This is a genomic window from Eubacterium sp. SB2, assembly GCF_001244405.1.
In the GTDB taxonomy this organism is placed as follows: domain Bacteria; phylum Bacillota; class Clostridia; order Lachnospirales; family Lachnospiraceae; genus Faecalicatena; species Faecalicatena contortus_B.
In genome coordinates, this window is the sequence record NZ_LN865151.1 from 15,042 (window position 1) to 33,869 (window position 18,828).

Consider the following 18,828-nt stretch of genomic DNA (forward strand, 5'->3'; position numbering starts at 1 on the left):
AGACAATGAGTAAAAAGATTTTAGTGTTGGGCGGGAGTTATTTTGCAGGAAGAGTATTTGTAATGGTGGCATCTCAGCGAGGGTATGAGTTGACGGTAGTGAACCGGGGAAGATTCTCCGTGAAGTCCTATGAGAATGTAACAGAATATGCGTGTGACAGGCATGACTATCAGACGCTGTCCAAACTTCCGCTGGAAAAAGAATATGATGCGGTGGTGGATTTTTGCGCATATGCGCCGGGAGATATTGAGAACTTGTGGAATTACCTGCCGTGCAGCGCCCATAGATATATCTATATCAGTACTGCAGATGTACATGAGAAGACAGCAGGAATAAGGAATGAAGAGTCCCCAATGATGAGCGAAGGAGGAGCAGACCAGGTACAAAGCTATACATACAACAAAATGCTCTTAGAAAAGGAATTATTTGTAAGCGCAAGGCAGCATGAGGCTGAATATGTAGTCCTGCGTCCCACATTTATCTACGGTCCATTCAACTATGCGCCAAGGGAATCCTATTATATTAAGAAAATAATAGAGGGAACGCCCCTTCCGGTGCCGAAAGAAACTTCGGGTAAGTTCCAGATGGTCTTTGTAAAAGACGTGGCAAATGCGATTGTAAGCTGTATAGAAGAAGAGAAGGCGGCGAATCAGGCGTATATTTTGAGCGCCCCGGAAGTGCTGGATTATCATTCATTCATCCAGCTGCTCAGAGACATCAGCGATCTGCCGTTTACAGTAGACGAAGTGCCGCTCAAAGAGATCACAGAAAAGAACATGCCCCTGCCATTCCCGCTTACCGAAGCGGATAATGAATTATTTGCCGGTGAAAAAATCACAAAGGATCTGCCTTTCCAGTACAGCAGTCTGCAGGAAAAAATGAAGTTTACATATCAGAACTTGCGCTCTGTGTACCAAAAATAAAATGAGTTGTCAATAAATCCCCAAATAAAGCATCCTTATGGGCGTGATCATTTTTTTATGTTTTTGGTTTATAAATTACCGTATGATGATTTTGAACAATCAGATCCAGTATGTTTTATCCGGTAAAAGCATTTTCCCCGAATGTAAGAATCGGATATATTATGCTGAGCATTTCTAAAAATAAAGTCCGGGACATGATTAATGTATATATGAAAGAGAATTCCCGGTTCTGGTTATCGGATGAGAATGGGAATTTTGTGCTGGGTACAGGAAGAGCGGACTAAAAAACGCCAGATATGAAGGCCTGATTTCCGTCAGCATTTCGCAGATAAAGGAAGAGCCGGTGAAGTGATGGTCTCGGGGCATCTGCACCTCGCCGTAGGCGACTTTAAATGGGCAGATGCCGTTACTGTGCACGCCCGTAGGGTGTGAACAGTAACATCATAAGCAGAAAATAATTTGTATGTGCCTAACGCCGTTGACGGACAAGCCCCCGCCTGTCTGCCAACGGCTCTTTTTATTTTATAAACTTTTCCCTGCCCCTGTAATAAGTCTGCAATATGTGGAGAGTATGATTGTTTTGTAAGGGGAGTTCCTCTTTACGCATTACGCAATAGGAAGTTATAATAAGCAGAAAGGAGAGTATATTGATGAAGGAAAAATGGAGCAGGTACAAAGTTGCACTGATGGCAGCAGGGCTTGTGATCTGTATGACGGCTGCGCTGGGTGCAGGGATCGGCTGGTCTAATTCCATGGCAGAAAAGGACGTGGTGAAGGCTGCATCGAAGGAAGTCGAGGAGAATTTGATGGAGGGAGAAATTACATATTCACCTGGATGGAAGGATACGGATCTGTATCGAGACCATGTGGAAGATGCAGATCTCGGGAAGAAAACCTGCGAGAAGTTCGGCAAGGATTTCGAGACGCTGACTATGGGTGAGGTTACCCGGGAGATGACGAATTATGAGGAAGCGCTCTGGCTTTTGAAGAATATCGGAGACTGTCCGCTGTATGCGAAACATGCAGAGAAAAAGGCGGACGGTACGACACAGTGGTCGCTGGAAGCCTATATCGGGGATATTTATGCATTTACCGGAGCTGAAAAAGTGATTGAGCAGTTCTGCCGTGAAAAAAGTATTAACGGAGATACCGCAGTTGTCTCGAATCTTTCCGAAGAAGATCTGATTGAGATCGGAATCAGGGCCTATAATACATCGGATCATCCCAAATAAGAGCGCTGCCTTAATGACACAGATATATCATAACAAAATGAGAAGAGGGACATCAATGGCAGATATTTTGATTGTTGAGGATGATAAGAGTATTAATGAACTAATCAGGCGAACCGTCCGGATGACCGGTCACAGGGGGCTTCCTGTCCATGACGGACGGGAGGCCTTAAAGGCCGTGGAGCAGAAGGCACCGGACTTGATTCTGCTGGATATGAACCTGCCTGACATCAGCGGATTTGAACTACTGAAGCACTGGAAACAAATTCCGGTGATCTGCGTGACTGCCAGGGGAGAGATTGAAGACCGGGTGAGAGGGCTCAACGGCGGGGCAGAAGATTATATTGTAAAGCCCTTTGCAGTAGAGGAGCTTGTAGCCAGAATCCAGGCTGCTCTGAGACGCCGGCACAAGGAACAGACATATTACCGGCTGGGCAGTGTGGAAGTAGATACGGCGCAGGCCGTGGCCAGAAAAGACGGGATACCGGTGGAGCTGACAACCAGGGAATATGAACTTCTGAAGGTGCTCCTGGAGAATAAGAATATCGCACTGTCCAGGAACCGGCTTTTGGATCTGGCGTGGGGGATGGACTACTGTGGGGACGACAGGACTGTGGACGTTCATATCCGGCGTCTGCGGCAGAAACTGGGACTGGAAGATTACATCAGGACCATATTCAAATACGGTTACCGATTGGAGATATAACATGCAGTTATGGAAGAAAAACTTTCTGATTACATTTCTGATGTTCCTGCTTATTATCTACGGAAGCCTGCTTCTTCTCCACGGCCTTCTCTACAGGAATGAGCTGGAGCAGTGGATATCCCGGGCCGTTTCAGAAGAAAAGGGAATTGCACTCTTTCTGCGGGAAATCCAGACTGATGAAGGTGAAACATCACGAATCAATCTGTCGTCGGTGTTTCGGAGTTATATGCTCTCGGGTGTGAAACTGAGAGTGGAGCAGGATGGGAGAATCAAAGCAGACCTTTTGCCGGCGGATCTGCCGAACGATAAACCTGTACAGATCATCGAGCATCAGAACATCTCCTATGTACTGATTCAGGACAGGCTGGAAAATGCGGGATCGGTCACAAAAATTGCATATATGGAAAGTATGGCTCCCCTGCAGCAGAATCAGCAGCGGCGTGCGCTTTTCATGGCTGGGATGGGGATACTTCTGTCTGCAGTTGTGGGGGGAATGCTGTACTTTACGATGAAGAGGATCAACCGGCCCGTCAGCCGGATCGCCCACGAGTTAAGGACTCCGCTCACGGGAATCCAGGGGTATGCGCAGTACCTGATGCTTGGAAATCTAAGCGAAGAGGATCGTTTTTTTGCGGCACAGCAGATGGAACAAAGTGCGCGGGAAATGAATGATATCGTCGAAAAGCTGCTGATTATGGGCGGCGTGCGGGAAGGCAGGGTTCTGATGCAGAAGATAGATCTGGCCCGTATGTTAAATGATATTCAGAGTCTGTATCCATACATTGAGGTGAAATGCACACGGGATTTCGTGCAGGGCGACAGGACACTGGTGCGGTGTATGCTGGAAAATCTGATCCAGAATGCGGCCGCCGGGGGCAGTCAGGTGAGAGTCAGTGCGGATGCTTACCGAATCACTGTGTGGAATGACGGTCAGGCAGTCAGTGGAAAGAAGCTGAAATGGATGAACAGAAGCCAGGGGACTCCGGCATCTTATACAGACCGGCATGGGTTTGGCATCAGTCTTTGTCATGACATTGCCGGCGTGCATGGCTGGAAATTGTTTTATAGATCATCTGAGGCGGATGGGACGACGGCGGAGATCCTGCTGTGAGTCCGGGGAAAGAGCCGGAAAACGATTGACCATAGTTATTTTCTATGCCAATCTATATAAAATGCATATTACCTGATAACATTCTTTTCATGCTATACTCTTTTCACACTACTAGGGAAAGGAAAATCAGCCATGAAAACAACAGAAATATTTAAAGAACATACCGTTTTGTCTTTTGAGGTTTTTCCACCGAAACGGACGGGGGCAGTAGACACCATATACAGTACCCTTGAGGAATTGCAGAAGCTGCATCCGGATTTTATCAGTGTTACGTATGGGGCGGGAGGGAGCGAGAACTGCAAGGCAACTCTTGAGATCGCATCGGCCGTTAAGAATAATTACCACATCGAGAGTGTGGCGCATCTGCCGTGTATTGGCCTGAGCAAAGAGGATGTCTTATCGCAGATCCGGCATTTTAAGGAGGCAGGGATAGAAAATATACTGGCTCTTCGGGGCGATATCCCAAAGGACGAAGAGATGAGCGGAGACTTCCGGTATGCCGGCGAGCTGATCGCTTTCATCCGGGAACGCTGCAGCTTGAACGTGATAGCGGCCTGTTATCCGGAGGGGCACACAGAATCAGAAAATATTGCAGCGGACATCCGTAACCTGAAAACAAAAGTAGATGCCGGTGCAGATCAGCTGATCACACAGCTGTTTTTTGACAATGATTATTTTTACAGATTCAGGGAAAGATGTTCTCTGGCCGGAATCCATGTACCAATACAAGCCGGAATCATGCCGGTTGTCAATAAAAAACAGATCGAGCGCATGGTATCGCTGTGCGGTGTGCATCTGCCCCGCAAGTTTACCGCAATGATGGAGCGCTACGAGCATAATCCGGAAGCAATGCGCGATGCGGGTATCGCCTACGCGGCAGACCAGATCATAGATCTGACGGCACAGGGCGTCGACGGGATTCATTTGTATACCATGAATAATCCTTACATAGCCGCAAAGATATATGAAGCGGTACACCGGGTGCTTGCAGCATAGAAAGAAGATACAGCGGCTACTGCAGCACAGGATATCCGTATTCCCCGATCAGTTTTTTTAACTCTGCGATATATTTTTTGGCGGCAGAGCTTAAGGGCGCCTTCTTGTTTGTGATGAGGCCGACACGCATGATTTCCCCGGTTTTTAATTTGACAGAAACGATATGATCACCGTTTAAATCACTGCTCAGCACGCCGGTACAGATCGTATAGCCGTTGAGTCCGATCAGCAGGTTGAACAGAGTTGCCCTGTCGCTGACATGGATGATTTTCCGGCGGGGTTCTGTACTTAGTATCTCTTCCGAAAAATAGAAGGAGTTGTATGTTCCCTGTTCAAATGTCAGGAAAGGATAGGGCTCCAGGTCTTCCAAAGTGACCTCTTCTGCTTTAGCAAGCGGATGGGCAGCGCTGACAAATACATGGGGGTGGGCATGAAAAAGCGGTGTAAATTCCAGCTGGTTTTCCCTGAGCAGTTTCTGCAATACTTTTTGATTGAAGTCACTGAAATAAAGAACACCTACCTCACTCCGGTAATTGGCTACATCCTCGATAATCTCATAAGTTCTCGTCTCACGCAGTGTAAATTCATATTCCTCCGCATCCAGGGACGCAATCAGATGAACAAAAGCGTTGACTGCAAATGCATAATGCTGCGTGGATACGGAGCAGAGCTGCTTAGCCGGCTTCCTGTCTGTATATCTTAATTCCATCAATTCCGTTTGTTCGATAATCTGCCGTGCATAGGAGAGAAACTCCGTGCCGTCTGCGGATAAAGAGATCCCTTTAGGCGTGCGGTAAAATATCTCGATGCCATATTCCTGTTCCAGTTCTTTCACGGCAGCAGACAGACTGGGCTGCGAAATAAAAAGCTGCCGTGCGGCTTCCGTAATGGAACCGCATTCTACAATCTTAATTATGTATTTTAACTGTTGAATTGTCATAATATCACCTCATATTGAGAATATTCTAAAACATAATGAAGGAAAACACAAGGGAGTCCGCTATGCCGGTGGCTGGGGCTCCTGAATCATTTTTACAGAATCACATATGTTGAGCCTCCGGAACCAAACTGTGTTCTTACGCATAAAATAGCATAAGTGAACGAGATCAGGCCATCATAGAGGAGAATAAATTATGCAGGATCAGCAAAGATTCAGTAATGTTACAAAATCATACCTCTGCTGCTTTTACGGGATATTGGAGGAAATGATTGAGAATATGACAGGAGCAGCGCTTACGGACAGTCTTTCGCATAACTTCATCGTTCAGATGATTCCGCACCACAGAGCAGCAATTGAAATGTCACATAATCTGCTGCAGTATACCACTTGCGTGCCGTTACAGGACATTGCCCTAAATATCATAGAAGAACAGACAAAAAGCATCGGGAATATGCAGAATATACTTCAGTGCTGCAGTAAAGTGCAGAATTCACAGCAGGATATATGCTTATATCAAAATGCCTTTCAGCAGATTACGCAGACGATGTTCAGCCAAATGGAAAATGCCTGTGCAGCCAATAACATCAATGCTGATTTCATGCGTGAAATGATCCCGCACCACCAGGGCGCGATTCAAATGTCTCAGAATGTACTTCGCTTCGATATCTGTCCGGAGCTGGTTCCCATCCTGCAGGCAATCATAACATCACAGCGGGAGGGTGTAAATAAGATGGAGCGGCTGCTCCGATGTATCTGAATTTAACAAAGTGTAAAGGGGGATTCCGGCCGCGGGGATTATATGGTTACTGTCAGACCATGCCGCGTATCTTGGAATCTCCCTTTTATGCTGCTCTTGACTTTTGCAGGACAGAGGTGTAAAATTATGAAATCCTACAATTGTAAGATTAAGGAGGCGGCATGGGGAGAAGAAGAGCGGCTGTTATTTTTATAATGGTGATATTAGCCTTTGCGGGCATTATGCTGGTCTGGGGCATGGGAAAAGCACAACGGGAACCGGATTCTGGGGAGGAAGAGACGATTGATGTAAGAATGCTTCGCCCGGATGAGCGGGAGAGCACGGAGAATATGGAACCGGTCCTGATTACGATGGGCGAAGAAGAGAAGAGCAGGATACGTGAGACGGTCCTGCAGGCAGTGGCAGGCTGCGGTGATATTTACCAAAGTGTGGATAAGGGCAGTGCAGATAATGTTGTGCTGAAGGAGGAGGATATGCACCGGCTGGCAGTCTGCCTTGCCGGCCAGGGATATGCTTCGGCATGCAGTTCCAATGACTTTAATATGCAGGGCGCAGAAGCTTTGGATGAAGCGCTGAGGCAGGCAGAGCAGGGAAAGTCAGTATCAACGGAGTTTTTTACTGTCACCAAAAGCGGGACATTTGAGTGGAGGCAGTTGGAATTTGATGCAGGTGAGCTGGTGATGACCTATGCTTCGGCAGCGTGGGAAAAAGGCAGGGATGCGAACATTTCCTATATGGAAAAGGTTCGGATGTATGACTGGAGATATACGGAAAAGGGCTGGCTTATGCTGGAGAAAGCGAAGTCCAAAAACCATGAACTGGACATGCACAGCATGTACCGTGTACTGCCCCTTACAGAGGAATGCAGGGAGTACTGCAGAAAATATATTGAGCCGGTAAAATATAAAACAAGCAATCTTTTCCTGACGGAATGGGATGAGGAGACCATGGATAAGCTTGTGTTCAATGATATATTTGATACCTTATATGAGATGGAATACGGGCAGGTCTACGATGACCGGCAGAGTCCGGGAAAGGTACCTGCTGCACTGTATGAGAGCGTAATAACATCCTGGTTACCGATATCAGCGGAGAAGCTGCAGCAGATGCCGGGATATCATGAAGAAGAGAAAAGCTATGACTGGACGGCTGTGGGACTATGGAATACGTCGCATCAATCGCAACAGGAACCTGAGGTTGTAGAGGTCAGGCATGAACCGGGCGGTACGGTGACATTGGTGGTGGATGCAGTATATATTCTGGAGGGGCAGGACGCCGCATTTACACATGAAGTGACGATGAAGCCTGATGAAAGCGGACATATGAAGTATGTGAGCAATCATATCCTGGAGGCCGGAAAAGACAGGATTCCTGACTACATACCAAGGATGGACTATAAGTAAAAGGAAAAAATAGGCTGATTTTGCTTAAACTGCGGCATGTCTTTCTATAGCGGCGGGAACTGAAATCTTGCACGTTAGATATACTCAGGGTGGATACAAAAAGGAGCAGGCATAATGAAAAAGAATAGAATAAAAAAATGCTGCAGAAGTGGGCTGTTTATATTGGCAGGTTTTATACTTTCCTTATCCGGCTGTCAGGGACAGATGGAGCCGGCCCTGGAAGGCAGTCCGATTCAGTCCGGTGTGGATACGCACGATACAACTGAAAAACCAGACGGCCGGAAGAAACTGGAAGACAAAGAGATTCTCCGTGAGGCAGAAAATGCTGCCGGCCTGTATGAAAAAATATACAGGGAAGCACGGAGCAGCCAGGCACTGGACAGTCTGGCAACGAAGGATAAGATCTTAAAAAAGCTTGGAGATGCTGGATATTCTGCCGTGGATTGGGACAATCAACTGGACATGTACAATTTTAAATCTATGCAAGACTTCTGTACCCGTGCGGTACAGGGGGAAGCCGGAGATAAAGTCCTGCTGCGCCTGCTGGATGACGGAGGCCTGATCTGGTACAGCCTTAAGTCCGGTAAAAAAGAACTTAAGATAGATCGGTATGCCGTATCCTGGGTAAACGGCACATCTGCTGCCTCTTATCTGGATACATTTACGGCCTGTACATGGAATTATACAGAGAAAGGTTATTTATTATTTGAAAAATACCAGCCTCCGGGCTATGACGGTCCAACCGGCCATCATGCAGTGCGGATAGAACCGTTGGATCAGGAATGCCGGGAGTTGAACAGAAAATACATTCTGCCGATAGGGTATGAGGACAACAATCTGTTTTTAACAGACTGGTCAGAAAATGATTATGGTGAACTCAGTTTTGAAGATTTGTATGAAAAACTTTACGAGATAGAACATGGCCGCCGGGCCGATGCACACGATGATGAAATACGTGTAACGCAGCAGGAATTTGCGGAAGTGATGCAGCCCTGGTTCCGGGTAGATGAAGCGGTACTGCTAATCATGTCAGCATTTGATGCAGATGAAGGGAGCTATAAGTGGAAAGTGCGCGGTATGGGAGACTTTCCTTCCTGTATTCTGCCGGTTCCGGAGACGACCTCATACAGAGATAATGGGGACGGCACCCTTACGTTAAAAGTGGAGGCCGTCTGGGAAGACGAAAATACGGATTGTGCCTTTACACATGAGGTGACTGTACGCCCGGAAAGAGATGAAAAGTTTCAATACGTATCGAATCACATCCTTCCAACTCCGGATCAAAAAATCCCTCCATATATAAAAAGGAAAGGAGAATAAGATAATAGGATATTCGGATATCTGTCCTTGTACTTGCGGGCCGGATTTTGTATAATAATCTGTATATGTAAAATACTGAAATAAATTGGCGGGCGGGAGTCCGGCAAAGAAAGTGAGGGAGTCATGAAGGTATTAAATTTAGGTTCTTTAAATCTGGACTACGTTTATTCGGTTGACCATATGGTGTTACCAGGTGAAACGCTGAGTTCTTATGGAATGGAGACATTTTGCGGGGGCAAGGGGCTTAATCAGTCCATCGCGCTTGCAAGGGCAGGTGCAGAAGTATATCATGCCGGACTTGTAGGAGACGGCGGAGAGATTCTGATTGATACCTGCAGAGAAGCGGGCGTGCACACAGACTTTATCCAAAAACTGGAGGGGCCGTGCGGACATACTATAATCCAGGTAGACAAAAACGGCCAGAACTGCATCCTCCTGTACGGCGGATCAAACCAGAAGATGACAAAAGAATACATAGATACAGTACTCGGACATTTTGACAAAGGGGACATCCTATTGCTGCAGAATGAGGTGAACCTTGTAGACTACATGATTGACCAGGCCTATGCAAAACAGATGATGATCATTTTGAATCCATCTCCATATAACAGCGCCCTGGATACCTGCGACTATTCCAAAGTGTCCATGTTCCTTATGAACGAAATAGAAGGAGCACAGGTAACAGGAAAGCAGGAGCCGGAAGAGATCCTGCAGGAGCTGAGAGAACGGTATCCCACAGTAAAAACCGTGCTCACACTCGGAGGCGACGGCGCAGTTTACCAGGACGGTGACAGCATCTGCCGTCAGGCAATCTTCCCCGTAAAAGCAGTGGACACCACCGCAGCCGGAGATACCTTCACCGGATATTTCATCACATCCATCATAGAAAAAATGGAACCGTCCGAGGGGCTGAAACTCGCGGCAAAAGCATCCTCAATCGCGGTATCCAGGGCGGGGGCAGCTGCCTCCATCCCGGCACGCGCAGAGGTGGTGGTTTAAGGGGGAGGCGGTATTAGCGGCTGAGAGGTCGCCTGTCTGTAACGGCACTCCTGCCGCAGCCCGGGAAACTTTCCTGCCCCTTCTGACGGCAGCCCATTTGCCAAGTATCACTAGATAAAAACCACACCGGATTGGGAGGCACCGGCGGCATTCACCCCGCAATTCTGATGAATTGCGCGGCTCAGGCCGCCTTAAATGCTGCTTCGGAAGCAGCATTTAGCCTCCCAATCCGGTGTGGTTTTTATCTAGTGATACTACGGCGCATTCTATGCCGTCAAAAGGGGCAGGAAAGTTTCCCGGGCTGCGGCAGGAGTACCGTTACAGACAGGCTGCGTTCATCAAGGCGCAGGAAAACCCGCTCCATGGAGGCAACCTGACGGGGCAGCGGATGGAGTTGGATAAGGGCATACGATACCCCCATAGGAAGTAAAATAGAGGAGTTACTGCTGGGCACGCTATATTCCGATAAACTCCCCCTTTCATGCAGCCCGGCCCCTACAACCAGCATCCGTTGCTCTCGTCCAGAAGCCCCATCCGGCAGGGAGATCTTTTCCTACCGATTGGATGCGTCAAGCTAAGTGAAAGGCGGGCCTGGTTCCCGCGGCGGGGAGGTGTGTGCCATTTCAAACTCCATAGAGCGCGCGTTAGAATCCGTTAGTGAAAAAACAGGAAACTTGGAGGGCAGAATTTGTTTTACCAAAACAAATTCTGTTGCCGCCGGCGGCGCGAATGCATCGGCATTCGGGCCAACTGCGGCAAGCACCCTCCAAGTTTCCTGTTTTTTCACTTACGGATTCTTCGCAAGCGGACAGGATATTGAAATGGCACACACCTCCCCGCCGCGGGAACCAGGCCCGCCTTTCACTTAGCGCCCCCGCACAAATTACAAAAAAAGATTGTATTCTGCGCGTTAATTCGATAAAATAAGTATAGTGTCGGCAAAAGCAGACGCGTCCATATCTGTATTTTCCCGTTTTTTCGCCCCGGAGAACGCCTGCCATACATATTTCCGGGAGAGAGGCTGTGCGGTGAAGTATCCATGGAGATACCCCGCACCTGGCGCCATGCGGACGGGCCTTCAGCAGAACTGCAGAATCAGGTATCCACAGGAACATCCCGTTATTTATACCTTGTGGGCGGTGCAGGAGCAAAACTTTGGAATAAGATACAGGAATAAAAATGAGAGAGAGGTTGATTTATGGACGGTTCAATGTTTATCGGAACATGGTGGTCTTTGGTACCGCCGCTTTTAGCCATTATTCTGGCTTTTGTAACAAAAGAGGTTTACAGCTCATTATTCATCGGTGTTGCGGTGGGAGCGCTGCTGTATACCGGGTTCCAGCCGTGGGATTCTTTTGTTGCATTTTTTGATATCATGAAGAGCAGTATGAATCTGAATATTCTGATATTCGATGTACTGCTTGGTATGATTATCGTATTGATGGCGAAATCAGGAGGGTCTGCCGCCTATGGAAACTGGGCGGGGAGCAAGATTAAGACGAAGAAGAGTGCGCTTCTTGCGACATCGGGCCTGGGTCTTCTGATTTTCGTGGACGATTATTTTAACTGCCTGACCGTTGGTTCTGTTATGAGGCCGGTAACGGACAGGTATAAAGTTTCCAGGGCTAAGCTGGCGTATATCATTGATGCCACAGCGGCGCCGGTCTGTATTATCGCTCCGATTTCAAGCTGGGCTGCAGCAGTAAATTCTTATGTTCCTGAGGATGCTGGTATCACAGGTTTCCAGTTGTTCTTAAGAACGATACCTTACAATTTATATGCATTGCTGACGATTGCCATGGTGTTCTTTATTATCATCTCAGGTTTTGATTTCGGCCTAATGAAGAAACATGAGGACAATGCGGCAAAAGGGGATCTGTTTACCACAGGAGCGGAAGAATTTGATCAGATTAAGGAGGAGACTTCTTCTGCAAAGGGAAGGGTTATCGATCTTGTACTTCCCGTGGTAGTATTGATTATTTCGGCCATAGGGGCTATGATATTTACCGGTTTTCAGGGCGGCGCCACGGGCGTAGTCGATGCATTTGCGGGATGTGATGCGGAGACAAGCCTGATCTTTGCCACCATGTTAACCATTATATTTATGCTTCTTTTATATCTGCCGCGAAAGGTTATCACATTCAGAGGCTTTATGGACAGCTTTGTGGAAGGGTTCAAGCTGATGATTCCGGCTGTTGCAATTCTGATTTTTGCATGGTCTCTGAAAGGAATGGGCGATGCGCTTGGTATTGCTGATTTTGTAGGAGGTATTGTAGGGGCGAATGCATCCGCAAGCGTGGCAATCCCGGCAATTATGTTTGCAGTGGCAATCTTCCTGGCATTTTCCACGGGAACTTCTTGGGGAACTTTTGCAATCCTTGTACCGATCGTTGTTGCCATGTTCTCTTCCGCTAATAATATGGAAATGATGGTTATTGCTGTATCTGCAGTTCTGGCAGGCGCAGTGTGCGGCGACCATATTTCTCCGATCTCAGATACGACAGTTATGTCCTCGGCGGGGGCACAGAGCAATCATATCAATCACGTATCGACGCAGATGCAGTATGCGATGGTTGTTGCAATCGTTTGCGTGGTTGGTTATATTATTGCCGGATTTGTAAAGGTATGGTGGATTACGTTGTTGCTGAGCCTTGCAATTCTGTTTATTGTTTTGTCACTCATGAAAAAGTTTACGCCGAAATGCGATGTGGTGAATGCAGATGATTAAACTTGAGGTACCTTACATAGACCAAAGTGTCAAATACCCGACAGGGTGTGAGAGTGTATCAGCAGTTATGCTGCTCCAGTATCTGGGGTATTCTATAACTGTGGACGAGTTTATTGAAAAATATCTGGAGCTTGGGAAGCTGGAAGAGCAGGATGGAGAGCTTTACGGACCAAATCCTAACGAATGCTTCTGTGGAAGCCCTTATGACGAAGAATCCTTTGGCTGTTATGCGCCGGTCATCAAAAATGCACTGGAGAAAGCGGTTGGAGATTCCTACGAAGTCATAGATGAGACAGGGACACCGATTGAGCAACTGCTGAAAATGTACATTGACCAGGGAATGCCCGTTGTTTTCTGGGCATGTATCAACATGCGTGAACCAATTACCGGCCCATGCTGGAAGCTAAGGGGCTGCGGCAGCGAGTTTACCTGGATATCCAACGAGCACTGTATGCTGCTGGTAGGTTATGATGAGGAAGGATATTATTTTAATGATCCCTATGAAAATAATGGGGTGATCCGCTATGCAAAAGATGTAGTGGAGGATCGTCATGCGGCACAGCATTCAATGGCTGTGGGGCTTAGGAAAGTGAGAGTAGAATAGAAAACAGGAGGGAATCTGCGGCGTATGCCTTCAGATTCCCTCCTGTTCCTAATTATAAAAGCTGTATTCCGTTCTCCAAAGCCAGGTTCAGCACATCTTCGGGCCAGATGGAAGACTGTACCTCTCCGATGTGGGCCTTGCGCAGATAATACATACAGATTCGGGACTGCCCAATTCCGCCGCCCACGGTATAGGGAAGCTCTCCGGCAAGGAGCGCCTTCTGAAAAGAAAGTTCGGCCCGATCTTCACAGCCTGCAAGCTTTAACTGCTTTCTCAAAGCGTCCTCATCGACACGGATTCCCATGGAGGAAAGTTCCAGACCGATATCCAGTACCGGATAGTAGACGATGATATCCCCGTTCAGTTCCCAGTCATCATAATCCGGGGCACGGCCGTCATGCTTTTGGCCGGAAGCCAGTGTCTTTCCGATCTGGGAAATAAACACGGCTTTTTTAGCCTTGGCGATCAAATGTTCTCTTTCTTTCGGCGGCTTGCCCGGATACATCTCTTCCAGCTCCTGGGCTGTTATGAAGTAAATATCATCCGGCAGCAGGGGCTCTATGTAATTATAGCGCCTGGAAATGAAATCTTCTGTCTCCTTCAATGCGCCGTATACTTTGCGAACTGTATATTCCAGCGTTTCCGTATTGCGTTCTTCTTTCGAGATGATTTTTTCCCAGTCCCACTGGTCCACATAGAGGGAGTGGATGTTATCGGTATCCTCATCCCTGCGGATCGCGCTCATATCCGTGTATAACCCTTCTCCGGAATGAAAATCATAATGCTTCAGTGCATACCTTTTCCATTTTGCAAGAGAATGCACGATCTCAGCGGGGGCATCCTCCTGTTCCCTGATTCCGAAGGAAACGGGACGTTCCACGCCGTTTAAGTTGTCATTCAGCCCGGATTCGGGGCGGACAAAAAGCGGTGCGGACACACGGGTTAAATGAAGTGACTTTGCCAGTGAACGCTCGAAATGGTCTTTTATTTCCTTGATGGCGACTTCGGTTTCCCGTATGGTAAGGGGAGAGCGGTACCCCTGGGGAATTGTCAATTGTTCCATAATATAAACTCCTTTGTTATTTTCTATACATTAATATTATTGAAAATCCGATATTCCTATTCTACATTCTCATGATAAAGAAGTCAATGAGGAGTGAAGAATGATAAATTAACAGATAATTGGAAGATTATATGACAAATAACTAAAAATATGTTGACAATAAAAGAGATAAATGTTATTATTATAACAAGAATAAAACTGATTGAACAATCATTTAAAAAGAAGAAGTAATCTTGTAAAACAAGAGGAAAATTCTTCGTAAATGAAAGCTCAATACAGTTTTAGCTTATCGGATCACAGTGAATGGTTAGAAAAGAGAGATGGAGAAATTATCATAATGACGAGAAAGTTATGAGAGAAGTAAAATCCATCAGGGAGAGAAGATCAGAGAATCTAAGTCCGGTAAGGAAGTCTAAGAATAGGAGGTACGGTCCGCCAGCATACTTAATTTAAAAACCAAACCCTATCAAAAGATAGAGAAAGAGGTAAAAAAAGAATGATAGAGATATCAGAATAGAGATGGGTGTTAATCATTATTAGGTTAGCATCCATCTTTATATTGTATATTTTAAGGAATGTTGTTAAAATAAGATAGGTACAGGTTTGGACGTGTTTAAGATTCATGGTTGCAAAATGGAGTGGCTTTTGCGGCAATGAATTTTCAAACATACCCTAAAATGTGGGATTATACAGGGGAGAATATTATGGCAAAATCTTGCAACCAAAAGGAGAAAATCCTGTATCTGATGAGGCTGTTTCTGGAAGAAACAGATGCAGATCATCCATTATCAAGAAAACAGCTGGAGGAAAAGCTTGGAGAGTATGGAATCCGGACAGAGAGAAAGAGCCTGTACAGTGATATAGAATCGCTGAAAAGGTTTGGCCTGGACATTGCGTACAGAAAGGAGCGGCCGGAAGGCTACTATCTGGCAGGACATGAATTTGAACTGGCAGAGCTGAAACTTTTAGTAGATGCAGTCCAGTCCTCCAGATTTATCACTGAGAAGAAATCACACAGCCTGATCCACAAGATTGAAGGGCTGGCCAGCCGCCATGAGGCGAAACAGCTGCAGCGCCAGGTCGTGGTAACCAACAGGATCAAGGCGATGAATGAAAGTATCTATTATAATATAGACAAGCTGCACGCGGCAATTGCTTCGAACCAGCAGATTCTTTTCAAGTATTTTGAGTGGACGATTGACAAAACCATCCGTCTGAAGAAGGACGGCAGCCCCTATCAGGTCAGTCCGTGGGCGCTGACGTGGGATGACGAGAATTATTATCTCATCGGATTCGATATGGATGCGGGGATGCTGAAGCATTTCAGAGTGGATAAGATGCTGGAGATCGAGCTTTTGGAGGAGCCAAGGTCCGGCAGGGAGGAGTTTGGCCGGTTTGATCTGGCCCATTATGCGAAAAAAACATTTGGTATGTTTGGTGGGGAGGAGGAGACCTTACGTATCAGATTTCATAATAAATACATAGGTGTTGTCATTGACAGATTTGGGAAAGATGTATCTGTGAGGCCGGATGGTGAGCAGCATTTTATCGCCAGGGTCGAAGTGGCGGTGAGCGATCCGTTTTTTGGATGGCTGACGGGACTTGGGAAGGATGTAAGGATTCTTTCACCGGCACATGTGGCGGATGCATATCTGACTCTGCTGCGGGAGATCTCGGAGGTATATGACAGCGGGGAACAAAGGTAAATATTAACAAGGGATAAGGAGATTTACAAAATGGAAGTAAACTTAATATTTCAACGACTGCAGGTCGAGATCAACGGCGGCCTGACGGCATTGACAACGAAGGGGCGGAACCTGACGCCGGAGGATATGATTACTCTGGCCGTGTTTGCAGCTATTGGCCTGCTCTTCTGTTTCTTTGGGCTGAAGATGGTCCGTTTCTGGGCTGCTTTCTTTGGCCTGGTGATCGGAGTGACAGGCGGTACTTATGCGGCCTATTACTTTAACGTCAGTGATAATATTGCCTGGATTATAGGCCTTGTTGCAGGTATTATTCTGGCGGTTCTGGGAGCGCGGTTTTATCTGGCGGGGGTCTTTGTTGTCGGGTGGTTCCTGGGAACCGTGGCCAGTGCCTACTTTATACAGCCGGCGGATTGGATCTATACGCTTGTTTGTGTTGGAATCGGCCTGGTGATCGGATTGATTACCCTGAAGTTCGCGGAGCCGGTCACGATGGTAGTTACTTCACTGTTCGGCGGATTTACTGCGGGACAGGCGGTCTATGGGCTGCTTCCTCTGGAAAATGAGATTGTGCGGATTGCGGCGATTGCGGTTCTGGTTATTCTGGGTGTGATCGTACAGTTCTTACTGGAATCCAAAAAGCGCAAAAGACTTCATCTGAAAAAAGCGGAAGAGATAAGGAAAAAGCATTCTACTGCCAATGAAGTGGACAAGGCAAGGGCAATGATCGACAATCTGGACAGTGCAGAGCCTGTCAAAAAGAAGAATCCTGCTGCCGGTGCGGCAGCTGCAGCAGGGGCTGCTGCCAGTAAAGCGGCTGTGGAGGCAGAGAACGAAGCAGAGGCAGACGAAGCGTTCCTGAATGAAGAAGAATTTATGGAAGACGATGATCTGCTGGATGAGGAAGAGTATCTGGACAACGAGGATCTTCCTGGTGATGAGGAGTATTTGGACGGAGACCTGGATGATGATATTACTATTCTGGATCTGGACGATGATAAAGAGACAATGAGATAATAATATACTTTTAGTTCCAATTACAATAGTTTAAAATTATTGTAAAATGATTTGAAATAAAAAAGTAAAGTCCGTTTTATGACACACCCTTTCTGATATGATGGATTCATATGAGAGAGAGGTGTGTTTTTATGTCATTAAGAAAATCATTGCTGAGCGGAGCTGTCATGGGAATCGGAGCGGCTGTACTGTTGATTATGGCCGTATTATATTGTTTTACCGAGGTTCAGGTTCCGGGATATGTTTATATATTTGGATGGATCGGAAGTATCCTGGCCATAGTGGATATAGTTGGAAAGATAGAACGGCAGGAAAATGGACAGAATATTAAATAAATATAAACCTAAATCGTAAACCCCCTGAAATAAAGGAAAGCACATGACGGTAAAAAATGCGGCAGATGAAAAGACTGTGAATTTATTGCCAGCCCTCTGACAAAGTTGTATAATACATATAAATATATAAACTAAAAAAGGGGGCTTACTTATGAAGATTGATATGCACTGCCATGTAAAGGAAGGTTCTATAGACAGCAAAGTAAGCTTGGATGAATACATTACGATTCTAAAGAGCAAAGGGTTTCAGGGTATGGTGGTGACAGATCACAATACTTATAAGGGATACCGCTACTGGAAACATCACATGAAGGGGAAGATCCATACCGATTTTATTGTACTGAAGGGAATCGAGTATGACACAAGGGATGCCGGACACATCCTGGTTATCATGCCGGAGGGGGTTAAGATGAGACTGCTGGAGATGCGCGGCATGCCCGTATCCGTCCTGATCGACCTGGTGCACCGCAACGGCGGGATTCTCGGGCCTGCGCACCCATGCGGCGAGAAGTATCTGAGCATTACGAATACAAAGAGATTTTATACGAACCCGGAAGTGATGAAGCGTTTTGATTTTGTGGAAGTATTTAATTCCTGTGAATCCGAGGCATCCAATGCAGGTGCCCGGAAGCTGGCCGAAAAGTATGGCAAGGTTACGGTAGGTGGAAGCGATTCCCATAAGCCGGGCTGTGTGGGACGGGCCTATACCATTCTGCCCGAGCCGGTGAACTGTGAGACGGAACTGATCTCCATGATCCATAAAAAGACAAAGCTGGAGACCGGAGGAACGCTGTATGAGAAGACGACAAAAGACCGGATCGGGAAGGTCAATAAAGTGCTTGTCTACTCTTTCTGGTTTTACAACAAAGGCGGAGAACTTCTCAAACGCCACGGAAGGAAAGAGAAGATGGAGGTAGAGAACCCCATCGATCCCATAGATCCGATTGAAATGTACTATACAGGAGAACAAAAGCTGTCATAAACGGCAGCTTTT

General features: G+C 46.7%; 18 protein-coding genes. 16 read left to right on the forward strand and 2 right to left on the reverse strand.

Translation table 11 applies throughout. From position 1 onward, the window contains the following. Nucleotides 1-5 precede the first annotated feature (5 nt). The 6 genes from BN1938_RS04895 (at nucleotide 6) to metF (ending at nucleotide 4,965) form a co-directional block, all read left to right on the forward strand. A complete protein-coding gene (locus tag BN1938_RS04895) occupies nucleotides 6-923 on the forward strand; it encodes an NAD-dependent epimerase/dehydratase family protein (protein ID WP_050639534.1) in 918 nt (305 codons plus the stop codon). Between the two features lie 110 nt (nucleotides 924-1,033). Next, nucleotides 1,034-1,207 (forward strand): hypothetical protein, encoded by a 174-nt coding sequence (locus tag BN1938_RS23300; RefSeq protein WP_156320695.1) that lies wholly within the window; start codon nucleotides 1,034-1,036, stop codon nucleotides 1,205-1,207. Between the two features lie 366 nt (nucleotides 1,208-1,573). Then, nucleotides 1,574-2,155, forward strand: coding sequence for a hypothetical protein (locus BN1938_RS04900; RefSeq protein ID WP_050639535.1), 582 nt, complete (start codon nucleotides 1,574-1,576; stop codon nucleotides 2,153-2,155). A 55-nt stretch (nucleotides 2,156-2,210) separates the two neighbouring features. Next, the gene (locus tag BN1938_RS04905) at nucleotides 2,211-2,858 is read left to right on the forward strand and encodes a response regulator transcription factor (protein ID WP_050639536.1); all 648 of its coding nucleotides are present in this window, start codon (nucleotides 2,211-2,213) and stop codon (nucleotides 2,856-2,858) included. A gap of 1 nt (nucleotide 2,859) precedes the next feature. Next, nucleotides 2,860-3,969, forward strand: coding sequence for a sensor histidine kinase (locus BN1938_RS04910; RefSeq protein ID WP_050639537.1), 1,110 nt, complete (start codon nucleotides 2,860-2,862; stop codon nucleotides 3,967-3,969). A 132-nt stretch (nucleotides 3,970-4,101) separates the two neighbouring features. Beyond that, entirely contained in the window at nucleotides 4,102-4,965 is an 864-nt protein-coding gene (gene metF / locus BN1938_RS04915; protein WP_050639538.1) for a methylenetetrahydrofolate reductase [NAD(P)H], read from the forward strand. Between the two features lie 16 nt (nucleotides 4,966-4,981). On the opposite strand, the gene BN1938_RS04920 is transcribed toward metF, so the two are convergent. Further along, nucleotides 4,982-5,905, reverse strand: coding sequence for a LysR family transcriptional regulator (locus tag BN1938_RS04920; protein WP_050639539.1), 924 nt, complete (start codon nucleotides 5,903-5,905; stop codon nucleotides 4,982-4,984). A gap of 193 nt (nucleotides 5,906-6,098) precedes the next feature. On the opposite strand from BN1938_RS04920, the gene BN1938_RS04925 reads away from it, so the two are divergent. The 6 genes from BN1938_RS04925 (at nucleotide 6,099) to BN1938_RS04960 (ending at nucleotide 13,716) form a co-directional block, all read left to right on the forward strand. Next, nucleotides 6,099-6,662, forward strand: coding sequence for a DUF305 domain-containing protein (locus BN1938_RS04925; RefSeq protein ID WP_050639540.1), 564 nt, complete (start codon nucleotides 6,099-6,101; stop codon nucleotides 6,660-6,662). 161 nt (nucleotides 6,663-6,823) lie between these two features. Then, a complete protein-coding gene (locus tag BN1938_RS04930; RefSeq protein WP_050639541.1) occupies nucleotides 6,824-8,065 on the forward strand; it encodes a DUF6070 family protein in 1,242 nt (413 codons plus the stop codon). Between the two features lie 114 nt (nucleotides 8,066-8,179). Beyond that, entirely contained in the window at nucleotides 8,180-9,385 is a 1,206-nt protein-coding gene (locus tag BN1938_RS04935) for a DUF6070 family protein (RefSeq protein WP_050639542.1), read from the forward strand. A gap of 123 nt (nucleotides 9,386-9,508) precedes the next feature. After that, nucleotides 9,509-10,384: a ribokinase gene (locus tag BN1938_RS04940; protein ID WP_050639543.1), complete on the forward strand. Its 876-nt coding sequence runs from the start codon at nucleotides 9,509-9,511 to the stop codon at nucleotides 10,382-10,384. Nucleotides 10,385-11,582: 1,198 nt separating this feature from the next. Then, the gene (locus tag BN1938_RS04955; protein WP_050639546.1) at nucleotides 11,583-13,112 is read left to right on the forward strand and encodes a Na+/H+ antiporter NhaC family protein; all 1,530 of its coding nucleotides are present in this window, start codon (nucleotides 11,583-11,585) and stop codon (nucleotides 13,110-13,112) included. Then, entirely contained in the window at nucleotides 13,105-13,716 is a 612-nt protein-coding gene (locus BN1938_RS04960) for a C39 family peptidase (protein WP_242843808.1), read from the forward strand. The genes BN1938_RS04955 and BN1938_RS04960 overlap by 8 nt, the downstream gene beginning before the upstream one ends. A gap of 52 nt (nucleotides 13,717-13,768) precedes the next feature. On the opposite strand, the gene asnA is transcribed toward BN1938_RS04960, so the two are convergent. Next, complete coding sequence (asnA, locus tag BN1938_RS04965; protein WP_050639547.1) at nucleotides 13,769-14,779, reverse strand: aspartate--ammonia ligase; 1,011 nt, start codon at nucleotides 14,777-14,779, stop codon at nucleotides 13,769-13,771. A 704-nt stretch (nucleotides 14,780-15,483) separates the two neighbouring features. On the opposite strand from asnA, the gene BN1938_RS04970 reads away from it, so the two are divergent. The 4 genes from BN1938_RS04970 to BN1938_RS04985 all read left to right on the forward strand — a co-directional run bounded on the left by BN1938_RS04970 (nucleotide 15,484) and on the right by BN1938_RS04985 (nucleotide 18,816). Next, a complete protein-coding gene (locus BN1938_RS04970) occupies nucleotides 15,484-16,485 on the forward strand; it encodes a helix-turn-helix transcriptional regulator (protein WP_050639548.1) in 1,002 nt (333 codons plus the stop codon). A 30-nt stretch (nucleotides 16,486-16,515) separates the two neighbouring features. Next, nucleotides 16,516-17,499, forward strand: a complete 984-nt coding sequence (locus BN1938_RS04975; protein WP_050639549.1) for an ABC-2 transporter permease — start codon at nucleotides 16,516-16,518, stop codon at nucleotides 17,497-17,499. 131 nt (nucleotides 17,500-17,630) lie between these two features. After that, nucleotides 17,631-17,834: a hypothetical protein gene (locus BN1938_RS04980; protein WP_050639550.1), complete on the forward strand. Its 204-nt coding sequence runs from the start codon at nucleotides 17,631-17,633 to the stop codon at nucleotides 17,832-17,834. Nucleotides 17,835-17,985: 151 nt separating this feature from the next. Further along, nucleotides 17,986-18,816, forward strand: a complete 831-nt coding sequence (locus BN1938_RS04985) for a PHP-associated domain-containing protein (RefSeq protein ID WP_050639551.1) — start codon at nucleotides 17,986-17,988, stop codon at nucleotides 18,814-18,816. Nucleotides 18,817-18,828 lie beyond the last annotated feature (12 nt).